At 69.8% G+C, this 19,903-nt stretch carries 17 protein-coding genes; 9 read left to right on the top strand and 8 right to left on the bottom strand.

The genetic code is table 11. From position 1 onward, the window contains the following. Window positions 1–36 precede the first annotated feature (36 nt). The 5 genes from ACA361_RS38255 to ACA361_RS38235 all read left to right on the top strand — a co-directional run bounded on the left by ACA361_RS38255 (window position 37) and on the right by ACA361_RS38235 (window position 6,678). A complete protein-coding gene (locus tag ACA361_RS38255; protein ID WP_375020018.1) occupies window positions 37–1,665 on the top strand; it encodes a hypothetical protein in 1,629 nt (542 codons plus the stop codon). A gap of 132 nt (window positions 1,666–1,797) precedes the next feature. Further along, window positions 1,798–5,196: a helicase-related protein gene (locus ACA361_RS38250; protein ID WP_375020017.1), complete on the top strand. Its 3,399-nt coding sequence runs from the start codon at window positions 1,798–1,800 to the stop codon at window positions 5,194–5,196. Continuing rightward, the gene (locus tag ACA361_RS38245) at window positions 5,193–5,606 is read left to right on the top strand and encodes a hypothetical protein (protein ID WP_375020016.1); all 414 of its coding nucleotides are present in this window, start codon (window positions 5,193–5,195) and stop codon (window positions 5,604–5,606) included. The genes ACA361_RS38250 and ACA361_RS38245 overlap by 4 nt, the downstream gene beginning before the upstream one ends. 90 nt (window positions 5,607–5,696) lie before the next feature. Then, window positions 5,697–5,939 carry a helix-turn-helix domain-containing protein gene (locus tag ACA361_RS38240; RefSeq protein WP_375020015.1) on the top strand — a complete coding sequence of 81 codons (243 nt, stop codon included), beginning with the start codon at window positions 5,697–5,699 and terminating at the stop codon, window positions 5,937–5,939. 487 nt (window positions 5,940–6,426) lie between these two features. Then, window positions 6,427–6,678 carry a helix-turn-helix domain-containing protein gene (locus tag ACA361_RS38235; RefSeq protein ID WP_375020014.1) on the top strand — a complete coding sequence of 84 codons (252 nt, stop codon included), beginning with the start codon at window positions 6,427–6,429 and terminating at the stop codon, window positions 6,676–6,678. Between the two features lie 413 nt (window positions 6,679–7,091). Here ACA361_RS38235 and ACA361_RS38230 read toward each other — a convergent pair whose 3' ends face one another. From ACA361_RS38230 to ACA361_RS38220, 3 genes are all read right to left on the bottom strand, one after another. Continuing rightward, window positions 7,092–7,853 (bottom strand): hypothetical protein, encoded by a 762-nt coding sequence (locus ACA361_RS38230; RefSeq protein ID WP_375020013.1) that lies wholly within the window; start codon window positions 7,851–7,853, stop codon window positions 7,092–7,094. Continuing rightward, window positions 7,854–8,033 carry a hypothetical protein gene (locus ACA361_RS38225; RefSeq protein ID WP_375020012.1) on the bottom strand — a complete coding sequence of 60 codons (180 nt, stop codon included), beginning with the start codon at window positions 8,031–8,033 and terminating at the stop codon, window positions 7,854–7,856. Window positions 8,034–8,760: 727 nt separating this feature from the next. Beyond that, the gene (locus ACA361_RS38220; protein ID WP_375020011.1) at window positions 8,761–9,015 is read right to left on the bottom strand and encodes a DUF397 domain-containing protein; all 255 of its coding nucleotides are present in this window, start codon (window positions 9,013–9,015) and stop codon (window positions 8,761–8,763) included. Between the two features lie 1,563 nt (window positions 9,016–10,578). On the opposite strand from ACA361_RS38220, the gene ACA361_RS38215 reads away from it, so the two are divergent. After that, complete coding sequence (locus ACA361_RS38215; protein ID WP_375020010.1) at window positions 10,579–11,379, top strand: hypothetical protein; 801 nt, start codon at window positions 10,579–10,581, stop codon at window positions 11,377–11,379. Window positions 11,380–11,465: 86 nt separating this feature from the next. On the opposite strand, the gene ACA361_RS38210 is transcribed toward ACA361_RS38215, so the two are convergent. The 5 genes from ACA361_RS38210 to istA form a co-directional block, all read right to left on the bottom strand. Next, window positions 11,466–12,344 (bottom strand): IS5 family transposase, encoded by an 879-nt coding sequence (locus ACA361_RS38210; RefSeq protein WP_375020064.1) that lies wholly within the window; start codon window positions 12,342–12,344, stop codon window positions 11,466–11,468. A gap of 118 nt (window positions 12,345–12,462) precedes the next feature. Continuing rightward, window positions 12,463–13,041, bottom strand: coding sequence for an RNA polymerase sigma factor (locus tag ACA361_RS38205; RefSeq protein WP_375020009.1), 579 nt, complete (start codon window positions 13,039–13,041; stop codon window positions 12,463–12,465). 415 nt (window positions 13,042–13,456) lie between these two features. Further along, window positions 13,457–13,834, bottom strand: a complete 378-nt coding sequence (locus ACA361_RS38200) for an STAS domain-containing protein (RefSeq protein ID WP_375020008.1) — start codon at window positions 13,832–13,834, stop codon at window positions 13,457–13,459. A gap of 129 nt (window positions 13,835–13,963) precedes the next feature. Then, a complete protein-coding gene (istB, locus tag ACA361_RS38195; protein ID WP_375020007.1) occupies window positions 13,964–14,755 on the bottom strand; it encodes an IS21-like element helper ATPase IstB in 792 nt (263 codons plus the stop codon). Further along, a complete protein-coding gene (istA, locus tag ACA361_RS38190) occupies window positions 14,752–16,401 on the bottom strand; it encodes an IS21 family transposase (RefSeq protein ID WP_375020063.1) in 1,650 nt (549 codons plus the stop codon). The genes istB and istA overlap by 4 nt, the downstream gene beginning before the upstream one ends. 686 nt (window positions 16,402–17,087) lie before the next feature. Here istA and ACA361_RS38185 point away from each other — a divergent pair. The 3 genes from ACA361_RS38185 (at window position 17,088) to ACA361_RS38175 (ending at window position 19,613) form a co-directional block, all read left to right on the top strand. After that, window positions 17,088–17,933, top strand: a complete 846-nt coding sequence (locus ACA361_RS38185; protein WP_375020006.1) for a helix-turn-helix domain-containing protein — start codon at window positions 17,088–17,090, stop codon at window positions 17,931–17,933. Between the two features lie 238 nt (window positions 17,934–18,171). Next, window positions 18,172–18,588 carry a DUF397 domain-containing protein gene (locus tag ACA361_RS38180; RefSeq protein WP_375020005.1) on the top strand — a complete coding sequence of 139 codons (417 nt, stop codon included), beginning with the start codon at window positions 18,172–18,174 and terminating at the stop codon, window positions 18,586–18,588. 41 nt (window positions 18,589–18,629) lie between these two features. Beyond that, window positions 18,630–19,613, top strand: coding sequence for a PIN domain-containing protein (locus ACA361_RS38175; RefSeq protein WP_375020062.1), 984 nt, complete (start codon window positions 18,630–18,632; stop codon window positions 19,611–19,613). The last annotated feature ends 290 nt before the right edge of the window (window positions 19,614–19,903 follow it).

Genomic DNA, 19,903 nt, shown 5'->3' with positions numbered 1-19,903 from the left:
TCGCTTAACAGCGGGCTGTCACACGGGGGGTGGCCGGTGTTCGATCAGCGTTTCATCCGGCTGGAGAATCTGCTGCGGCTGCTGGCCGACGGCGAATTGGACGTGGTGCAGTTCGGTCGCCCGTTTCAGCGCAACGTGCACTGGGGGGCCGAGCTGTGGGGGTCGCTGGCGCGCGACCCGCAGCGGCCGATCAACGGGTTCGTGTGGTGGATGCCGCCGCCGCAGCAGGAGCCCCGGGCCGGGCGCTACCGCGCCTTCAGCCGCGCCAGGGTGTTCATCGTCGACGGCCAGCAGCGCAGTACCGCGCTGGCCGGCGGTGCCGGGATCCGGCCGGCGTGCTACCCGCCCGATGTGTGGGCCGAGTTGGGCGGCCCGGACCTTCAGGTCGGGGTGGTGCTGGAGTCGACGCGGCGGCTGTACATCCAGCCGATGCGGGCCCGCCAGCATCCGCAGATCCGGCTGGGCGATCTGCTGCAGGCGGCGCCCAGCGACATCCCGCATCTGGTCGCCGACGCCGGCGCCGGGATGCGCAGCCACGAGGCCAGCCAGCTGACCGCCGAGCTGACCGATCTGCGCAAGCGGCTGCTGGACACCGAGATCCCGGTGATGTGGCTGCGTGACCAGGCCCACGATGCGGCCGAGTCCTACCGGGTGCTCAACCAGGGCTCCTCCACCAAGGTCGCGCACGCCTCGGAGATCGAAACGCTGTACCTGGACCTGGCCAGCCCCGGCGTGCGGCGCGAGGTGCTGGATCCGCTGTGGCGGCACGCCCACAAGGAGGGGTATGCGGCCGCGGTCACCTTCCCGGTGATCAACGAGCTGGTGCAGCGGCTGCTGCCGCCGAGCGCGCGGCGGCGCGCGGCGCTCAAGGCCGGCGCCGAGACGGTGGCCCAAGCCGCGCGCACCGCGGTGACCGGCTGCACCGCCATGATCGGCTACCTGCAGCGCCGCGGACTGTGCGATGCCTCGCTGCTGGCGATGCCGGCGGCGCTGGGGGTGCTGTTCCATCTGGCCGCGCACTTCCCCGAGGCCACCGACGACGATTTCCCGCGGCGCTGGCTGGTGCACGCGCTGGCCACCGGCCGCTACAACGGCGCCCCGTACCGGGCCAGCGCGGACGTGTCGGCGATGCTGCGCGCCGGCGATTACCGCCAAGCGCGGGCAGTGCTGGCGCAGCTGATGTTGCCGGCCGGCCCGCCGCCGCCGCTGCAGCCCGAGCAGTTGCACGGCCGGCGCGGCGGGTTCGGTGCCGTCACCAGCCTGTACGCGCTGGCCGCGGCGAGCGAGTCGGGGCTTGGTGTGCGGGATCTGTTCGAGCAGGATGCGGTCTTCCCCGAGGCGGGAATGGCGCTGGTGCCGCTGTGGCGGGGCCCGCTGGAGTCCTCGCTGGGCAACTTCGTGCTGGCCACGCCCGCGACCGCGCAGGCGCTGGCCGACGCCGGGGGGTGGGGCCGTCCCGCCTACGAGCAGATGCGGTGCGGGGACTCGGCGCTGGCCTCCCAGTGCCTGCCGGTGCCGGCCGCCGACGGCGGCGGGATCGCCCCGGCGCAGCTGGTCAAGGCCCGAGAGCAAGAGCTGCTCCACATGATCAACGGGTTTCTGGCGCGGATCGGGCCGCTGCAGGTTCCCGGCGCGGGCGCCTGCGGTAGCGCTCCGGCCGCGTGATCGGCGGCCGCCAGCCGCGCGGCCACCGTCCAACCTTCTCTACCTTCCCGGCCGTCTCTGGCCGTCTTCTGGCCGTCGCCGGCGTTAACCGGGCGGTGACGGTCCAGCCACCAGCGTTGAATGGAGCGTTCCATGAGTGCCGTCCTGCCCACGCCCGCCTCCAAGCCCGGGCCCGCGCAGCCGGGCCCGTCCGCGACCGATGCGTCGCCTGCCGGTGTTTTCGTCAACGCGGCCGGCGCCACCGTCGGCGCCGAGCTGGCCCGTTGGCTGCTGGCCACCGCAGGCCGCCGGCCAGCCCGCATCCACCTGGTCACCGGGTTTGTCACCGTGCAGGGACTGTTGCAGCTGATCGAGCCGCTGAGTGTGCTGCTGGAGCGCGGCCACCAGGTGCGGCTGCTGCTGGGGGTGGCGCCGCCCGAGGGCGCCCGGATCTGGCGGCACGCCCAACTGCCCGTCGCCCCGGCCAGCGCCGCCGACGCGTGCCCTGACGATCCCGCGCCCTCCCCGGTGGTACCCGGCGGGGCACCGGCCGAGGCCGAGGTCGCGCCGCAGACGATGGCGCGGCTGTGTGCCCAGGCCGACCGGGTGCTGCGCGCCGACCTGGCCGGAATGGCGCTGACCGGCGCGCAGCTGCGGCGGCTACTGCAGCTGAGAGCGCTGCTGGCCGACGACCGCCTGCAGGTGCGCCGGTACCAGCGGGGTTTCCTGCACGCCAAGACGGTGGTGGTCGAGCGCGGCGAGCGGGTGCACGCGGTGACCGGCTCCTCCAACCTCACCGTCGGCGGGCTGGCCCGCAACCAGGAGTTCAACGCCGTGCTGGGCCGCGGCCAGGCCCGCGCCGCCCTGGCCGCGGCGGCGGCCTGGTGGCGGCAGGCCCGCCCCTACGACCTGGCCGCCGCGATCACCGAGCTGTTTCAGGCCCATCCCGGTGAGCTGGTGTACCTGCGGATGCTGGCCGAGGCCTACGACGACGAGGTCAACGCCGCCGCCAGCCCGTGCATGGACCTGGCCGATTACCAGCGCGACGGCGTCGCCCGGGTGCGCGCGATCCTGCGCCGCTACGGCGGCGCGCTGATCGCCGACGAGGTCGGGCTCGGCAAGACCTACATCGCCGGCGAGGTCGCCCGGCTGGCGGTCGCCGAGGGCCGCGGCCCGGTCACGGTCGTCGCCCCCGCCAGCCTGCGCGCGATGTGGCAGCGCCGCCTGGCCGAATGGGGCCTGACCGGGGTGCGGGTGCTGTCCTACCACCAGCTCACCCAGCTGCACCGCAGCGTGCTGGCCGACGGGCACACCTGGCAGCGGTGCGGGCTGCTGATCCTGGACGAGGCGCACGCGGTCCGCAACCCGCTGACCGCACGGATCCAGGCGCTGCGCTCGCTGCTGGCCGCCCAGCCGCAGCAGCCCGCCCCACCTCAAGTGCTGGTGATGAGCGCCACCCCGGTCAACAACACCGCCGAGGACCTGTTCGAACTGCTGGTGCTGGCCGACCGGACCCTGGAACCGCACTGGCAGCCGGCGGCGATGCTGCAGCAGGCCCGCCTGACCGCGCGCTCCGAGGCGGGACGGCGGCTGGCCAGTGTGCTGGCGGACCCGCTGATGGCCGCCACCGGCGACAAGGCCTGGTACTACCAGATGGCCCACGCCCGGATGCTGCGCCGCGACCGGCCCTTCATCCGCCGCGCCTACCCCGCCGCGCGCGTGCGGTTCCCGCGGGTCGAACAGATCCGGGTGGACCTGCCGCTGCCGACGCCGCTGCGCGAGCTGTTCGCCGCGGTGCTGGACGCGGTCGGCTACGCCGACCGGCTGCCCGGCCCCACCCCGCCCGGCCAGCCGCCCAGCGGCCCGCCGGAGGACCCCGACGGCGGGCCGCTGGCGGAGCTGGCGGCGGCGCTGGCCGCGGTCCGCGCCGCGCACGGTGGCCGGCCCGCCGAACTCACCCTGGCCGCCTACCGGCGCGCCTGCTACCGCCTGCACGACCCCGGCCCGCGGCCGCCGATCACCGGGCTGCTGCGCACCCTGCTGGTCAAACGGATGGAGTCCTCCCCCGCCGCGCTAGCCACCACCGCCGACCGCATGGCCGCCACCGCCGCACAGGCGTTGACCGACCTGGACCACGGACTGGTCCGCATCACCCGGCCACGGGCCACCAGCCGCCTGGCGGCCCTGTGGGACAACACCGACGACGGCGAAGCCCTGCTGACCGACCTGGCCGACACCGGCACCGCCACCGAACCGGCCAGCGACTACCACACCGCGGCGCTGCGCGCCGACCTCCAACATGACCTGGCCATCCTGCGTGAGCTGGCCGCCCGGGCACGCGCTGCGGTCCCCGCCGACCCCAAAAAGCCCGCGCTGCTGCGGCTGCTGCGGCACGCGCTGGCCGACGACCGCGGCCCCAAGATCGTCATCTTCGCCAGCGCTCGCGAAACCACCCATGAGCTGGGCCACTGGCTGCACGAGCGCATCGCCACCGACCCGGACCTGGCACCGTTGCGCGGCCGGGTGGCCAACCTGGGCAGCCGCCACGAACCTCCAGATGTCGGCGCGATCCTGGCCGGCTTCGCCCCCCAAACGGCCAGCACCGCGGTCACCGAGGCCACCCTGCCACCCGCAGCCGACCGCTACGACGTACTGATCTGCACCGACAAGTTCTCCGAAGGCGTCAACCTGCAACAGGCCGCGCTGTGCGTCAACTACGACCTGACCTGGAACCCGCAACGACTCGGGCAACGCGTAGGACGCCTGGATCGGGTCGGCAGCACCCACGACCGCGTGACCTGCTGGACCATGCTGCCCGGCCCGGCCACCGACACCGTCCTGCAGATCATGGACGCGCTCACCACCAAGACCCAGGTCGCCGCCGACACCGTCGGCGTGCCCACCGCCCTGTTCCCCGACTCACCTGTGCGCACCTACACCGACCTGCTCGACCTCTGGCAGGTCCCGCACCCGAGCCCCACCCCACCGCCACCAGGCGACCCCATCGGGGTCACGCCCACCGTTCACGCCCCGCAGGCCGCTCCTGCCCGCGACCACGGCTGGGCCACCGCATGGCTGGGCAACGCCCGCCGTATCCCGCACGTCACCACCGCCCTCAACGACCTGCCACCCGGCGCGGGAACCATCCGCCCCGGCACCGACCCCGACGCCAGCGTCATTTTCTGCTTCCGCCTGCCCGCCACGCCCGACGGCCCTGACGGCCGCGGGCACCGCGCCGCATTCGCCCAGGTGTTTGCGGGCCCGCGCCGCGCTGGCCACATCACCCTGGACTCCGACCGGTGCCTGCGCCACGCCCGCATCGACCTCACCACCTACCTCGCCGCCGGCCGCGCCACCGGTCCTCGCCCGGCGCCCACCCCGCCGCTGCAGGGCGACCACATCGAGCTGGTGGCCGCGCTGCTGGACCAGGCCCGCACCGCCGTCGCCCAAGCCCACGGCCTGCTCCCCGACACCGCAGCCGACCACATCCGCCTCGTCTGCTGGATGCTGCTCACCCCCCGCACCGAGCACCCGCGGGACGGCTGGCAATGACCGAGCCAACCCGCGCCACGCAGCAGCCACCCCGCCGCCAACGACCGCTGCCCGCCCGCATCGAACCGCAGACCCGGCCCACGCCAACCCTGCGCGAAGCCCGCGCCCAAATCGCGTTCCTCCGCGCCCGCCTGCACCCCCCGGACCCCGCAGCCACCAGCGCCGCACATCCGGCCGCCGCTCACGGCCCCGCCAGCCACGCAGTCAGCCAGGCCGCGCTGGCGGCGGCGATTCTGGCGCCCGGCGGACTACTGGAGCGCTACCAGCGCGCCGCCTGGTACGCCTCCCACCCGCCCCACGGCCTGGAACAGGCTTGGTGCCTGGTCGCCGCGACGCTGGCAACCGTGGTCGCCGACCTGACCGCGCCCTGGACGGAGCACCCCGCCCCTCCCACGCCACCGCGCCGGTGAACCCCACGAATCCCGAACCATCATTCCTGGCGTGTACCCATCCGGCACTGGTGATATAGAGACATGCCCACCGCTACTCCTGATCCGCGGTTGCAGGCTTTCGGCACCGCCGTCCGCGACGCCCGAGAGCACACCGGCATGTCCATCGACGCCCTCGCCACCGCCGCCGGCATCTCCACCGGCCTGCTGATCAGCATCGAACAGGGTGGCCACGACCCCACCCTGCCGACGCTTCTGGCCATCGCCGATGGCCTGCGCCTCTCCCCCGCCGACCTCCTGGCCCGCGGTGCGCCAGGCAACAGCGGCACCCACAACCACGCGCCATCTCCCTAGCCCACGCAGCACGGTTCGTCTGTGCTGCGTGGTTCGCAGCATGCCGGACACCCTCTGGCCAGCGATCCCGTCGACCCCCTGATCGAGCGGCCGCCTCCCCAACCGCAGCGGCGACCGCCAGTTCACGCAACAGGGCAAGACTGGCTTCGAGGTAGCGAGGGCAACTGCGCACAGCGGGCGCCGTGTCCGCGCCTGACCCACTCGGACACGGCTGCCGCACGAACCCGTCTTCGTCTAGGTGTCAACGGCGGAGGGCAGCACCCACAGGCCCCTCGGCCCCGCGTGACGGCAGTAGGACCCGGCGCAGCAACTGGCGCGCGAACTCCGCCGCAAGAGCCGCCGGGCGCACTACACGAGCCACCGCAAGGCACAGCTGCGGCCAGGATGAGCGGATCACGCCGTTACGTCTAGATAAAGACACCCTGACCTGCAGATCCTGAACTATCGTTCATGGTCGTTCGGTTAGTGGTGCTGGTGGCATCGCTGGGTGCCCGACTCCGCTCCCGATCCACGCTTGCAGGCCTTCGGTTTCGCAGTACGTGACGCGCGCGAGCGGAGCGGCATGTCCATCGAGACGCTCGCCGATGCCGCCGGCATCTCCGCCCGGATGCTCATCGGCATCGAACACGGCCGCCGCAATCCATCTCTGCTGCTCATCCTCGGACTCGCCGACGGCCTCGACATGACCCCGGCCGAACTCATGGCCACCTCGACCCCATGGCACAACAAGAGCCAGTGAGACCGGCGCGGGCTACTAGGGGGCGTGCTCTGGACCAGACAGACGGCGTGACGGAGTGGGCGGCTGCCACCCTGGAGCAGCCGAAGTCGTGCATGCCCCCAATCTCGCGCTGGCCGGCCCGCCGGGAAATCGGGGGTGCCTCCGTACTCCTCCAACGTCTCCCGGCTGGAGCCGGCATCCGGCTCACCGTGCGGGGAGTCTGAGACACTCTTCACTTCGTGGGGCATGCCCTTGATGGTGCGAACGGGGCTTGCACTGTTTCTGGGGCTGCGTGTGGCTGGCGCTCTGGGCCGTGGCCGCCCCCTGGAATTCGACTGAGCCGCCTGGTGACCGGCTGTCGCTCCTTCTCGCGAGCGCACCATTTGGGTTGGGACCAGACCTCACGGTCTCCAGTGCCCCGACGCCCGGCCGGTTCAGTACATGGCGAGCCTGTCGCTCACCGGCGGCTTGGCGTGCGGCTCTTCGATCTTGTAGCCGAGGCTGCGCAGGACCCGCACCGCTTCGTCCGGGCAGTCACGCACCACCACGCCGGTCTGGGCTCGACGCCAGGCGCGGCGGCCCTCGCACAGGACGTCCTTCCAGCCGTCCTGGCGGTCGATGCCGAACTCCTCCACCAAGAACTGCAACGCGTCTTCCAGACAGGGACGGAAACGGGCACCGCCGACGGGGAAGTGCAGGTTGGACAGCTGAGGAATGGTCGGGCTGGTCCGGTCGAGTTGGTCGAGGCGATTCTTGATGCGGCGGTTGGCGGCGCCGCCGCTCAGCAGCAGGTAGACGACCTCGTCACGGTGAGCGTGGACCTGGAAGTGGGCGCCGGGGATGTTGCTCTTGGGGTGGCGGATGTACTCCCAGCGAAACAGCGGCTCGGCGTTGCCTCCGGCCATGCGGACGGCCGCCTTGGATTCTTCGATCGCCAGGTAGTCCTTGGCGCCGTCCCAGGTTCCCTTGAGCGTGACGCTCAGTTCCAGGCGGAGCTTGCCGTCGATGGTGATCGGAATCGGTGGGGACGGACTGTCCTCTCGTGCTGGCGTGGCGATGACCAGGCGCCGGCCGCCGCTCTCGTAAACGGCCTGGAAGGGCGGCGCCTGGGGGCCGATGACGCCGCGGACGGTGGCGGTGAGTTCGTTGGCGAACCGCTCGGCCTGGCGGCGCAGTTCGGCTTCGTCCGCTGACACTCAGTCTCCGAGGAGGTAGTCGATGTTGTCGATCGCGGTGAGGACGTCCATCTGCTCGGCGGTGAGTTGATAGCTCTGAGCGCGTCGGCGTAGTTCGTCCTCGGCGATTCCGGCTCGTTCCAGGAGGTGGCGGCGCTGGGCGCGGAGCTCAGCTTCGGATCTGCTGATCACGGTGGCCATGGGGTCCTCCGGTGGTCGGTGGTCATCCATACGCGCAGTCAAGCCGCCACCGCCGACACTATGGGGCACGCCGCGCGTGGTTGAGCCAACGGCCAGGAAAACCTGGCCGACTGTGGACTGCAGCCGGGCCGGCCGTGGCCCGGTGTTCTGGGGGGTTGCGCCGAAGGCTGTGCGCACCGTCGATCACCGGGGCCGGGTCTCAGGCGGGAGATGGCGACCAGCACAAGCGTCGAAGACACCGGCTGCAACTCACCAACTTCTGGTCCTCCTCCCTCTGGCTCACCGAGCCTCCACGCCTCGTCCGGCTGGTACCTCTGGCAGCAACAATCTTCGATAAGGCCGCCCTGCTCGGTAGGTCAAGCCGTCCAGCGCGCAGGTGTCGCTGGCAGCAGTGCGCGCTGGACGTCGACCCCGGTGATGGCCGGAGACGGGCGACGGCGGGGCGGCGGTGATCTCGGCGGACCGCTGCGCGTGCCGGCCGCCGCCCGAACGACCCGAGCAGGTCAGCGCCGTCGCTGATGCGAGCCGACGCCGCAGTCACCGCAGAACCTGACGCAGCGCGAGCCTAGATCAGTGGTGGCAGCCCGGCGACACCGGCGATTGCCAGGTATGTTCCCGGTGCATGGCCGCGCTGCGGGGCCGCGCCTTGGCGCTGGTGCACGTCGTCACGCGACGGCCGTGTTCCCCGGAGGCGACCGTCTTGCGGGAACACGGCCGTCGCAGTGGATCAGGTGGCCGGCGCCCGCGGAAGGTCGTAGGCGCCGTGCTTGGCGTTGGCCATGAACGCGGCCCACTGCTGGGCACTAAAGGTCAGCGGCCCGCGGCCGCGGTCGGCGGTGTCGCGCACACCGATCAGGCCTTCCGGTAGCCGGGTGGTCTCCACACAGGACTCACCTCCCTCGCAGCGGCGGCTGACACGCCATGCCAAAGGCTCGGGCGTGCCTGGGGTGGTCGACGGCCGGTGTTCAGTGGGCCTTGTCATGCGGACTCCTCTCACCCGAACCTCGGGACGGATCCCAGGCAGGGCTGTGAACGGACTGTGCAATGCCGCTGCGCGGCATATGCGTGTGCTGTGGTGTCGCCGTATGGCACTGCCGACACGGTGGGGTTCGCGGCTCCTTCGCTCGATGCGGGTCTGCACCTACCTGCGGCAGGGCCGATGAAATGCCCAACCCGGGGCTGTGATTTAGATCACACTCACGCCGGTCCTGGGGCGAGGCCAACGCCGATCGCACGGACCGGCCCGGCGGTCCGCACCGGTCACGCCGGTGTCGGCGGTGGCGGGGCACGTCCCCATCAGGGCCACCGGCAGCGCTGCGGACCAGCAGGACGCGGCGCCTGGAAGGGCACGCGCGCACGCCTCTCCTTCCACCTCGGAGGCAGAGGCGACGGTCGGCGACACGAGGTTGTCGGCGGGTGGGCGCCAGGAACAGCGGCATGCCATCAGCGCGTGCATCCGCACGTGCAGCAGAGGTAGGCTATTTGTTGCCCATTAAGCGCTTTTGTCGTCCGCGGCAGGCCCACGGCGGTTCTCTCCAGGAACAGATGAAACGCAGTGCATCCGCAGCAGAGCGATCGGCGAGGCAGTTGGCCTGCTTCCGGCGGCGTCATCCGCCGCTGCCCCCGGGACCATCTGAACCGCTGCCGGAGCAATCCCCGTTCAGCCTCGGCGGGCCGACGCGCCTTGGGGGGCCGGCCCGCCCGGCCACCGCGAGAGCGGGCCGGGCCACAGGTGGAGTCATCCCGCCAACGACAGATCGGGGGCGGCCTCTATCCAATGGGGCTTAAGGGCATGCCGTGGTCGCCGGCGAGGCGCTGTGCGAAGCACCTGGCCTGCGCCCGCGCTGGAAGCACCGGGGTGGAGCCGTTCACCGAGATCTGTTCAATCACGCGATCCATACCTGGGCGCTATCGACAGCCTGTTCCCCATCAGCGGCACAGAAACCGACAATGTAGTGATGCGGGGACATGGATGCAAGCCTCGGAACCGATGTGGTGAAATCACCTGAAACGCACCATGTCCCACCGGGCGCCGGAGTGATGATTGAATAACAGAAGGACACATCATGGCCTGGCCTGGAGCAAGATTGGTTTACTGGTGTATCTGGACCCCGGAAGCGACTCTTTGATCACCGACTTGGGTGGGGTGCCGCCATGCCCCTATGTGCGCTATCTGGTCGGTGCGGGAGCCGGAGCTGACGGGCCGCTGCCGCCAGGGGACGCAAGTCCGGAACCTCCGCCTCAGAGGCGGCGGGCCCTTCGGGGATTATGCCGTGACCTGCGGGCTGGCCTCTCTTGCCTGGCGCTATGGGAGGTGATCGTGCAGTATGGCATGGAGGTGCGCAGATGAAACGCCGGGGAGTATCGGCCCGGTGACTTCTCCTGTGCTTACGTGCGAACCTTTACCCGAACGCCGAGTGGCCTTGCTTGCTGGGCGGGGGCAGGAGGCCAGCAGTCCTGCAACCTGCTAAGAGCTGACACTGCGGTCGTCGCCGACATATGTCCATGCCAGCCTCCGGGCCGGCCCAAACAGGAGAGTTCAACCATGACTTCATGGCTGCCGGAGGAGGACGAGTTCCAGAAACTAGCGTCGAGCATTCTGGGGCGTGAACCCCGGAAAGGATTGCCAACTGCGGAGGAGTTTGGTGAGCTCAGATTCGCTGCGGCATTGTCTCAAGATGACGAGTCGCTGCGACGCCAGAAATCAGAAGTCGATTTCGCTTTGCGCTGGCTCGCTGCGCTGGATTACGAACAGACTCCCTTGCGTTTGCTTGCGGAGCAAGTGACCGAAGGCGAACTGTCAGTTTCAGAGGTCCAGGACTTTGCTCATCTTGAGTTCCGTTTGACGCTCGTCGCCTTTTTGCTGTGGAAGGGCTTTGACAAATGGGCGGCTGAGGAAATAGCGCAGGAATCGATTCTTTGGCTCCATACAGGGCGAACTCCATCAGATGAGGCCATTGCGCTGGTTCGTGCAGAGGGACCGCCCGCAGCGGTGCGGGACATCGCAACCCCAATCAGTCAAAAATCACTTCTCATCGGCCTTGAGCGTTTTCGTGATCGCCAAACGATCGACATGCTGATCAGTGAACCCGAGTTCAAGGACGGCTGCCGGGTTCTGGCGAGCAGGCTGTGGTCTAGTCCTCAAGGGCCGCCGGGTGAGGCGCTCCGGGCCGATGCGCTGGTGAGCGCCGCAGGCAAGGTGGCGCGCCATCTTCATGTCGTCCTGCGCCCCCGGCTGGAGGAGGAGGCCCTGGATCAGGGGCTCAGCGCCAGAGCCGCGCGCCGCCTGGCGCAGGAGACCATCCTGCACCTCATCGGAGATGTCGAGACCGTCGGCTTCGGCTGACCGCACCGGCGTTCTCGCCCGGTACCAGTCTCGCGATGCCGCTGCCCGCGCCCAGCAGCCTCGGCTAGGGCCTGTTTCAAAGTTGATCAGAGCCATTCGTTGATGGCGGCGATGTGGACGGTGGCCTGGTAGCGGGCGGCGAGCTTGTCGAACCTGGTGGCCAGTGCCCGGTGGCGTTTGAGCCGGTTGATGCCGCACTCCACCGCATGACGCTCGCGGTAGTCGACCGGATCGAAGCGCGGTGGCCGACCACCGCGGGCCCCGCGCCGGAGCCGGTGGCGGGCCTGGTCGGCCGGCTCGGGGATCGTGGCCGCGATGCCCCGCCGCCGCAGATGGCGGCGGATCGCGCGGGACGAGTACGCCTTGTCCCCGCGAACCCGTTCGGGCCGGGTGCGCGGATGCCCGCCGCCGATCCGGGCGACCCGGATCCCGGCCATCACCGCCGCGAACTGGGGCGCGTCGCCGCGCTGCCCGGCGGTGACCACCAGCGACAACGGCTTCTGCCCCTGCTCGCAGGCCAGATGCAGCTTGGTCGACAGCCCGCCGCGCGACCGTCCCAAGGCGTGGTCGTCGGGCTCGGGCGTGATTCCGCCGGGCGGTTCGGCCTGCGCCTCGCCGTGCCGGCGGGCTCCGGCGGCGTGCTGGTGGGCCCGCATGACGGTGGAATCGATACCGACCTGCCAGCCGATCAGCCCGGTGGCATCGGCCCGTGCTTGCAGCCGGGCCAGGATGTTGGCCCAGGTGCCGTCGCGCTGCCAGCGGCGGAACAGCGAGTACACCGCCTGCCAGGAGCCGTAGCAGGCGGGCACGTCCCGCCACGGGGCACCCACCCGCACCCGCCAGCGGATGCCGTCGATGAGCTGGCGTTTCGTCCATTTCGAGGGCCGGCCCGGACGCCTGGGGACGGGCAGCAGGGGTTCCAGCCGCGCCCATTGCTCATCGGTCAGGTCGAACCGCCTCGTCACCGCTAGGGTGGCCACGAGGTCTCCGGTGTTGTTCTTCTTGGTCGATGAACGCTCTACCGGAGACCTCACTGCGTCCGGCGCACGACACGCCGCCGCTCATCTCACTTCGAAACAGGCCCTAGACCTGGTCGTCCTGCAGCCGGTCGTCCTGCAGTGAAGAGCGAAGCTTGACCACCGCACGGCGGATGCGGCTGGCGGCAGTGTTGCGCGCTACGCCCTGTGTTTCCGCCACCGCCTTGACCGGTAGCCCCTGCAACAGGTGCAACCGCATGGCCTCATACTCGGATATGGGCAGTATCTCCTCGGCCCGAGAGAGCACCTGCGCGGCCAGGTGCGAGTCGACTTGGGAGTCCTGGCCGGGCCCGCCGTCCCGCGGCCGCCAGTCAGCGGCACGCTCCAGCACTGGGTCGGATACGCTGCTCTCCCGCCGATGAGCGCGCCGCATTTCCCGGACCACGTTCCAGGTCATTCTGAACAAGTATCTGCGCAGGTTCTCGGCGTCGAAGTCCTCGGCGCTGAGGTCTTCGGGGGCCGTTCCGGTGCGGATCTTCTTCAGGAAACGAGCGATCGCCTCCTGGGCCGCGTCGTAGCCACGGTCTCCGCCCAGCCTGCGACCCGCGTATCCCACCAGATCCTGCTGCAGCTCGGTGAGCGCGGCCAGCAGCTCGGCGTGGACGTCATCGGGCTCGCCGGCCACCGGGCACCCATGATCGGCAGCCCCGGGGCGGGGATCAGACCGGCCCCCGCCGCTATCCACCCGCGTCTCCCGGCCATCGCTGCCCAGCCTGACGGGGCGCCGTTACCCGGCCAGGCGTGCGCGGAGGCCGGACGGGACCGGTGGTGCCACCGGGCGGGGCCCCCTGCGCCGGGCGCCGAGTCGGCCCTGGGGCCGCCCGGCCGCCGAACCCGGTCCGGCACAGCGCTCCCCCGGCGGCCTGAGCCGCCGGCCCCCCGCGGGCGCAGGAATTGATTTGGCGAGTGAGAACAGGCCCCAGATTCGAAGCTGAGTTGGCCCCAGTTGACGATCTTGGGTGGGTGTCCGTCGAATGGGAACTGGCCCCACCCCTCGGCGGGGGTGGGGCCAGTCAGAGCGTCGACGGATCGGGGGGCGGTCAGGTGTGGCGGAGGGCGCCTTCCAGGGTGGGGTGGGTGGTGATGTGGCCGTCGAGCCCGGTGCGTTCCAGGATGCGGCGGCAGACGCCTGGTGGGCGGGCCACGACCAGGTCGCCGTGGTGTGCTCGGACCGCTTTCCAGATCGCGACGAGGGCGCCCAGGCCGGAGGAGTCGCAGAAGGTGACTTGATCGAGGTCCAGCACCACGTGGGGTGGTCTGAGCGCCAGGGCGGCGGTGATGACGTGCTCGCGGAGCAGGTCGGCGGTGGCGTGGTCGATTTCACCGTCGACTTCAATGATCATCGCGGTGCCGTGCTGGCGGGTGCGGGCTTGGAGTCGTTGTCGGGGACCGGGGTGTGACTGCCCGGAGCTTTCCATGGTGCCCTCCCTCGCCGGTCGTTTTGCGGTGGTTTGTGTTGCCGGTGGGGCATGGGTTACCCGACAGTGCGCTGGTCATTCCGCTGGGGTGGGGGTTTGGGGTTGCTGACCGGCCAGTCGTTAAGGCACTCAGGCGGGTTCGGCGGCTTGGCGGGCTCGGGTCTGGGCCATCCGGTAGGAGTCGTTGCCGGTATCGATGATGGTGGCGTTGAAGGTGAGGCGGTCGACGATGGCGCCGCAGAGGCGGGGGTCGGTGAAGGTGTTGGTCCAGCCGCCGAAACTCTCGTTGGAGGCGATCGCGACGCTGGCCTTCTCTTCGCGTTCGGTGAGGACCTGGAAGAGCAGGTCGGCGCCGCGTTTGTCGAGTTCCATGTAGCCGAGCTCGTCGATGCAGAGCAGGTCGACGCGGCCGTAGCGGGCGATGGTCTTGTTGAGCTGGAGTTCGTCGGCGGCCTCGACCAGCTCGTTGACCAGCTTGGCGGCCAGCACGTACTTGACCCGAAAGCCGGCCATGGCGGCCTCGGTGCCCAGCGCGATGAGCAGGTGGGACTTGCCGGTGCCCGAGTCACCGATCAGGCAGAGCGGGTGCCCTTGCCTGATCCATTCGCATTTGGCCAGGGTGTGGACGGCGGCGGGCTGGATGTTGGGGTTGGCCTCGAAGTCGAAGTCGTTCAGCCACTTCTGCCGGGGGAAGCCGGCGGCCTTGATCCGGCGTTCGGAGCGGCGGCGTTGCCGGTCCTCGCACTCGGCCATCAGCAGTTCGGCCAGGAAGCCGCGGTAGGTGAGCTGTTCGCGGTCGGCGGCGTCGGCGATGGCGGTGAACTGCTGGCGCAGGGTGGGCAGGCGCAGCATCCGGCAGGCCTGGTCGATGGCGGCGTCGGCGGCCGGTTCGGTCAGCCCGCGCTGGTGGTTGAGGGTCATGAGACGTCTCCCTGGCTGGCGGCTGGTGGGGGTCTGCGGCGCAGCAGTTGGTCATAGGCGGCCACCGAGGGCAGCGGCCGGGTGTCGGGCGGAAGGGCGGTGATCCGGCGCTGGGTCAGTGAGGCGACCTCGTCGGGGATCTGGACCGGGTTGCCGACCGGCCGATCGGCCTGCCGCCCTGAAACGGCGGCGGGGGCGTCGGTGGCCTTGTCGGCCTGGGCGGCCTTGCGCGCCTCGACCGCGACGACGTCAGGCGACAGGGCGCCGACGCGCAGCGCGGCGGCGATGCCGGCGACCACGTGTTCGTGGGCCATGGTGCGGTGCAGCAGCAGCACCTCGATCAGTGCCCGGTTGCCTTCATCGGTGCCGTGCGCCCGGCGGACCGCGGCCCACCAGGCGTCATGGATCGGGGTGAACTTGCCGGCCTGGTGGGCTTGTTCCAGCGCGGTCGACCCGGGCAGCGCACCGGGCTTGCGCATCAGGACCTCCAGGTAGTGGTCCAGCTCCAGCCGGCGCTGGTGTTTGGCGACCAGCCGTTCATGCCGGGCGACCTCGGTGCGGCCGTCGAAGACCACCAGCTCCGAAGCATGCAACAGCACCCTGACCTGCCGTCCGATGAGGCGGACCGGGACCGAGTAGTAGTTCATCCGGACGCAGATCTGCGAGCGGCGGTTCACCCGCGGATGAAAGACCCGGCCGGTCTCGAACGGCTCGTCCGGCAGCGGCTGCAGCAGCGGCTGCTCGACGGCGAAGTCGGCGGCGACGGTCCGGACCCGCGACCCGATCCGCCGCTGATCGTCCTCGTCCTCCCAATCGGCGATCATCGCGTTGAGCTCCGCCAACGACTCAACGACGGGAACAGGCACCAGGTGGTTGCGGCGAAACCGGCCGACCTCGCCCTCCACTCCACCCTTCTCATGTGCCCCGTCCTTGCCGGGACGGCAGTAGAAAGCCTCCAGATGGTGGTGCGAGCGGAAGGCGACCCAGCGCTCGTTCTCCACCCGGACCCGTGACAGCCCGACCACCTTGGCGACCGCGGCCCGCAGATTGTCGTAGCGGACCTTGCCGGTCGGGACGCCGCCCAGCACTCTGAAGGCGTGCGCGTGTCCTTCGAAGAAGGCCTCCTGCCCCGCCGAGGCCGTGACTCGATGCACCGCCTTGCCCGAATAAGACAGCCGGAAGACAAACAGGAAGCACTTGGTCATCGTCCCGGCCAGGTTGATCCACACGTCCCCGAAGTCGACCTCGGCCTCGACACCAGGCCGGTGAACCTGGTCGATGGGCACCTCGGGCGGCGACCCCCGGCCCGCCTCGGCCATGATCTGCGGTTTGCGCCAGGCCACATAGTTGGCGACGGTGGAATAGGAGATGCCCTCCATCTCCTGCTCGGCGACCAGCCGGTTGAAGATCCGCCGCACCGTGTGCCGCTGCTTGCGCGGAGCGTCCAGATCAGTCCACAGGATCTGATCGATCACCGGCTTGAACCGATCCAGCCGCGAGGACCGCGGCGGCGGCTTCCTACGCGGAGCCGGGAACGCCGAGGCCAACGCCTCACGCACTGTCCGCCGATGCACCTGGTACTTCTTGGCCAGCGCCCGCACCGACAGACCCTCACGCCGAGAATCCCTGCGGATAGCCGCGTACATCTCCAGCTTGTGGTCACGCGCCACGCCCACCCCCAGGTGCTCCCGGGCAACCGCAGCGTCTCACCCCACCACCCCGGGTGGGGCCAAAACCCACTGAACCGGCATCGCCCGACCACCGAGTGGGGCCAGAGCTAGCTCACCGGATGGGGCCAAGAACCGCGCGTCAAACCACAGGAATCGTGCCCGCAAACCAGGGCGGTGAAGCGGAGGTGCCTCACCCCCTCGCACCCGGTGGCGTCCGGGCGCGCGTCCGCGTTCCCATGTCGCTCCACTGCGACGGCCTCATGGCGCGTTCCCTCCGGCCGCCCCGCCGTGCCCACGGCGGGGGTAAGACACCTCAAGAAGCTTTACCCAAAGCACGCAAATGATCACTATTCGTAGTCACAGGTGCCAGGCTGACACCAGAGCGCGACGCAGACTACCCGCACCTGAAGCCATATCGCAATATGCTACCCGTTACCCTTCCGTGTTGCAGGATGCAACATGACATTTTGTCGGCTAACGTAAAGCTATGTGACAGTCGCGTGGGCAACTCTACCGCCGCCGCAGCCCTACCAAGAGTGCCGCCGCAGCCCCCGCACTCCCCTCGAGTCGCGAGCCCGGCCACGGCTACGGATCGCGTCCCCACCCCCCCGTGAGCCGAAGAAGGCGAGTGAACCGACATGTCCCACGGGCCGAGTCCGGTCGTGCAAAGTCTCCTGCTACGCAACGCCTTGCTGCGGTTGCGCAAGGCCCGCGGACTCACGCAGGAGCAGGTCGCCCGCGCTCTGGAGTGGTCCACGGCCAAGATCATTCGCATTGAGGGCGGCCGCACCCCGATCAGCCGCTCAGATCTCCACGTACTGCTGCTGGAATACGGCATCACCGACGTCAAGCAGGTCAGCTCACTGCAACAGCTGGCCCGCGACGCCCGCCAGACCGGCTGGTGGCACAGCTACAAAGACGACCTGTCCAAGGCCTTCTACACCTATCTGGGCTACGAGGCCGGGGCCGAGACCCTCTATGAAGCGCAGAACTCGGTGATCCCCGGGCTGCTGCAAACAGCCGCCTATGCCCACGCCTACATTCGGGGCATTGGCAAGGACGAGGCCTTCACCGCCACGGCAGTGAAGCTGCGCCTGCAAAGGCAGCGGCAACACCTGCAGCGAGCCACCCCGCTACAGCAGCACTACGTCTTGGACGAGGCGGCGGTCCGGCGGCGGATCGGAGCCTGCAGGGACCGCGACATCATGCCCGACCAACTCCGCCACCTGCTAGCCCTGAGCCGTAACAACAGCGTGCAGATCCACGTCATCCCCTTCGGGGCGGGCGCGCACCCCGCCCTGACCGGAGGCTTCACGATCCTGGAGTTCGACGGCGACCTCGGCGATATTCTCTATCTGGAAGGTGGTCGCTCGCTGAGCGAGATTGTCACCGGCGACGACGAACGCATCAGTGATCACCGTTCTCTCTTCGCCGAACTGCGCGAGCAGGCGCTATCGCGGACAGAGTCGGCCCGCCTCATCCAAAGCGCCGCCGACACCATGAAATGACCACCGGCCCCGGCATACCGGTCGATGCCGCCCCTTACCGGTGAAACCCCACCGGCCCATCGGAGAGTCGGCCGGAACCGGTAACTCCCCACCTGCTCCCACCTCGACGCTTACACCACACCTAAACTGTCAGTGATGGAGTTGCTCACCCGCTGGGTGGCGAGCTTCTTATTGCCCTGCGACCGGGTTGGCGCCGGCGCTGCTGCAGGAACCGCCACCGTGACCGAAGGGTTCTCGCATGTCCCCCGAACCGAACCTTGAGGCCGCGCTGGTCTGGCAGAAAAGCACCGCGAGCCAAGCGGAGGCATGTGTGGAGGCCGCGGCCGTCACAAACGGCGTGCTGATACGAGATTCCCATGACCCCGCAGGACCACGGATTCGGCTGTACAAAAGTGCCTGGAGCGCGCTCCTGACCGCCATCAGAGCGACGCACCGCCTCCAAACGACGCGTCCGCCATCGCCCTGGCATGTGACCAGGCCCGCACCCCCGCAAGAGCGGTCCCCCACAGCCGCATCGGCCCCTGGGGGCTCGCCTCAGTTGCCGAAGGCACCCGCGTGTACTTCCGCTCGTAGCGTGAAGGCACCGGCTAAAGGGGACGGCGGTGCCAGCCGGAAGGGTGTTCGCCGCCGTCCTGGACCGTCCGGGCTTGGGTAATGCGGTGGTCGCAGGGTGGGAGCCTGGGGCACGTGGATCGCATGCTGATCACGCTGGAACCGGGCGGGGACCGTCTTCATGTACTGCAGGTGATGGGCCGGCTCGTCACCGACGCGCAGAACCTGGCGGACAGCCAGCATGGCGCATACGCACTGCACCGGGAGTACCTGAGCTGGATCAATTCCGCACGAGCGCAGCTGCGTCGGCAGATCAGCGATGCCGACATGAGACGGCTGGTGCTCACCGACCGGTACAACGCGCTGCTGTCCCTGCAGGTCCCGGTGAAATTCACCTACGCCTCGGTGGGGGTCACGCCGGTGGAACATGGGTTGTCGCCGGTGGATCAGCCGGGCAACGGACCGATCCGGGAGATGCTCACGCGGGAGATCGACGAGCATGTCCACCACCTCCGGCAGGCCATCGCAACGTTGGAGCAGTGGAGCACCCTGCTGGAGCGCGATGACCGGTCCGGGCCGCTGGTGGTCGCCGACGCCAACGTGTTCTGCCACCACCGAGACCGCTTGAAGGACTGGGACGTCGGTGCCGACGCCTTCGCCGTCTCCGAGCAGGACATCCACCTGGTGTTGCCCCTGGCCGTCCTGGATGAGCTGGACCGGCTGAAGGACCGCGGCCAGGGCGCCGCCAAGACCAACGCCCGGCAGACGATCAAGCAGATGATCGACCTGTTGCCGCACGGCACGGTCCGCGAGCGCGGCCAGCTGCCCCTGGCCGCGGGTACGAGGAGCGGCGCGCTCACTCTGGACCTATGGCCCGACCCTCCACACCATGTCCGCCTGCCCCGCGCCGACGACGAGATCATCGCGCGGGCGGTGGCGTTCCAGACCCTGGCGGGCCGAAAGGTCACTCTGCTCACCGGAGACATCGGAATGTCCTCCCGCGCCGAGCTCGCCGGCCTGAAATCGGTCCTCCTCGACCTCCCCGACGCCACCCACAAACCGCCCAAGCCGCCCCGCGGCACCCAGCACCCCGCACGCGTAAGCGAACCAGCAAGCGAAGAACCATAACAGCGTTCACGATCTGGGAACGCCGGAGGGCTCGGCACACCCACGTCGGCCTGCTCGCCCACCGCCCGCAGCGGCACGATCTTCGCGTTGGCGATCACGGGGCGGTGCGGTTCCTCGACCTGGCTGGCCAGCACCTCGCGCAACCCCGCGCCGTTGCGGGCGATCAGCAGCACCCGCAGCCGGACCGGGGCGGGGTGGGCGGCCAGCGTGCCCAGCACAGCCGCCACGTCGGTGCGGGTGTCGGCGTCGTCCACCAGCGCCAGCGTCGCGGTCTCGGCCACGGCCACCGC

The organism is Actinomadura sp. 21ATH, from assembly GCF_041951345.1.
In the GTDB taxonomy this organism is placed as follows: domain Bacteria; phylum Actinomycetota; class Actinomycetes; order Streptosporangiales; family Streptosporangiaceae; genus Spirillospora.
This window is presented reverse-complemented; position numbering and strand designations above follow the sequence as displayed.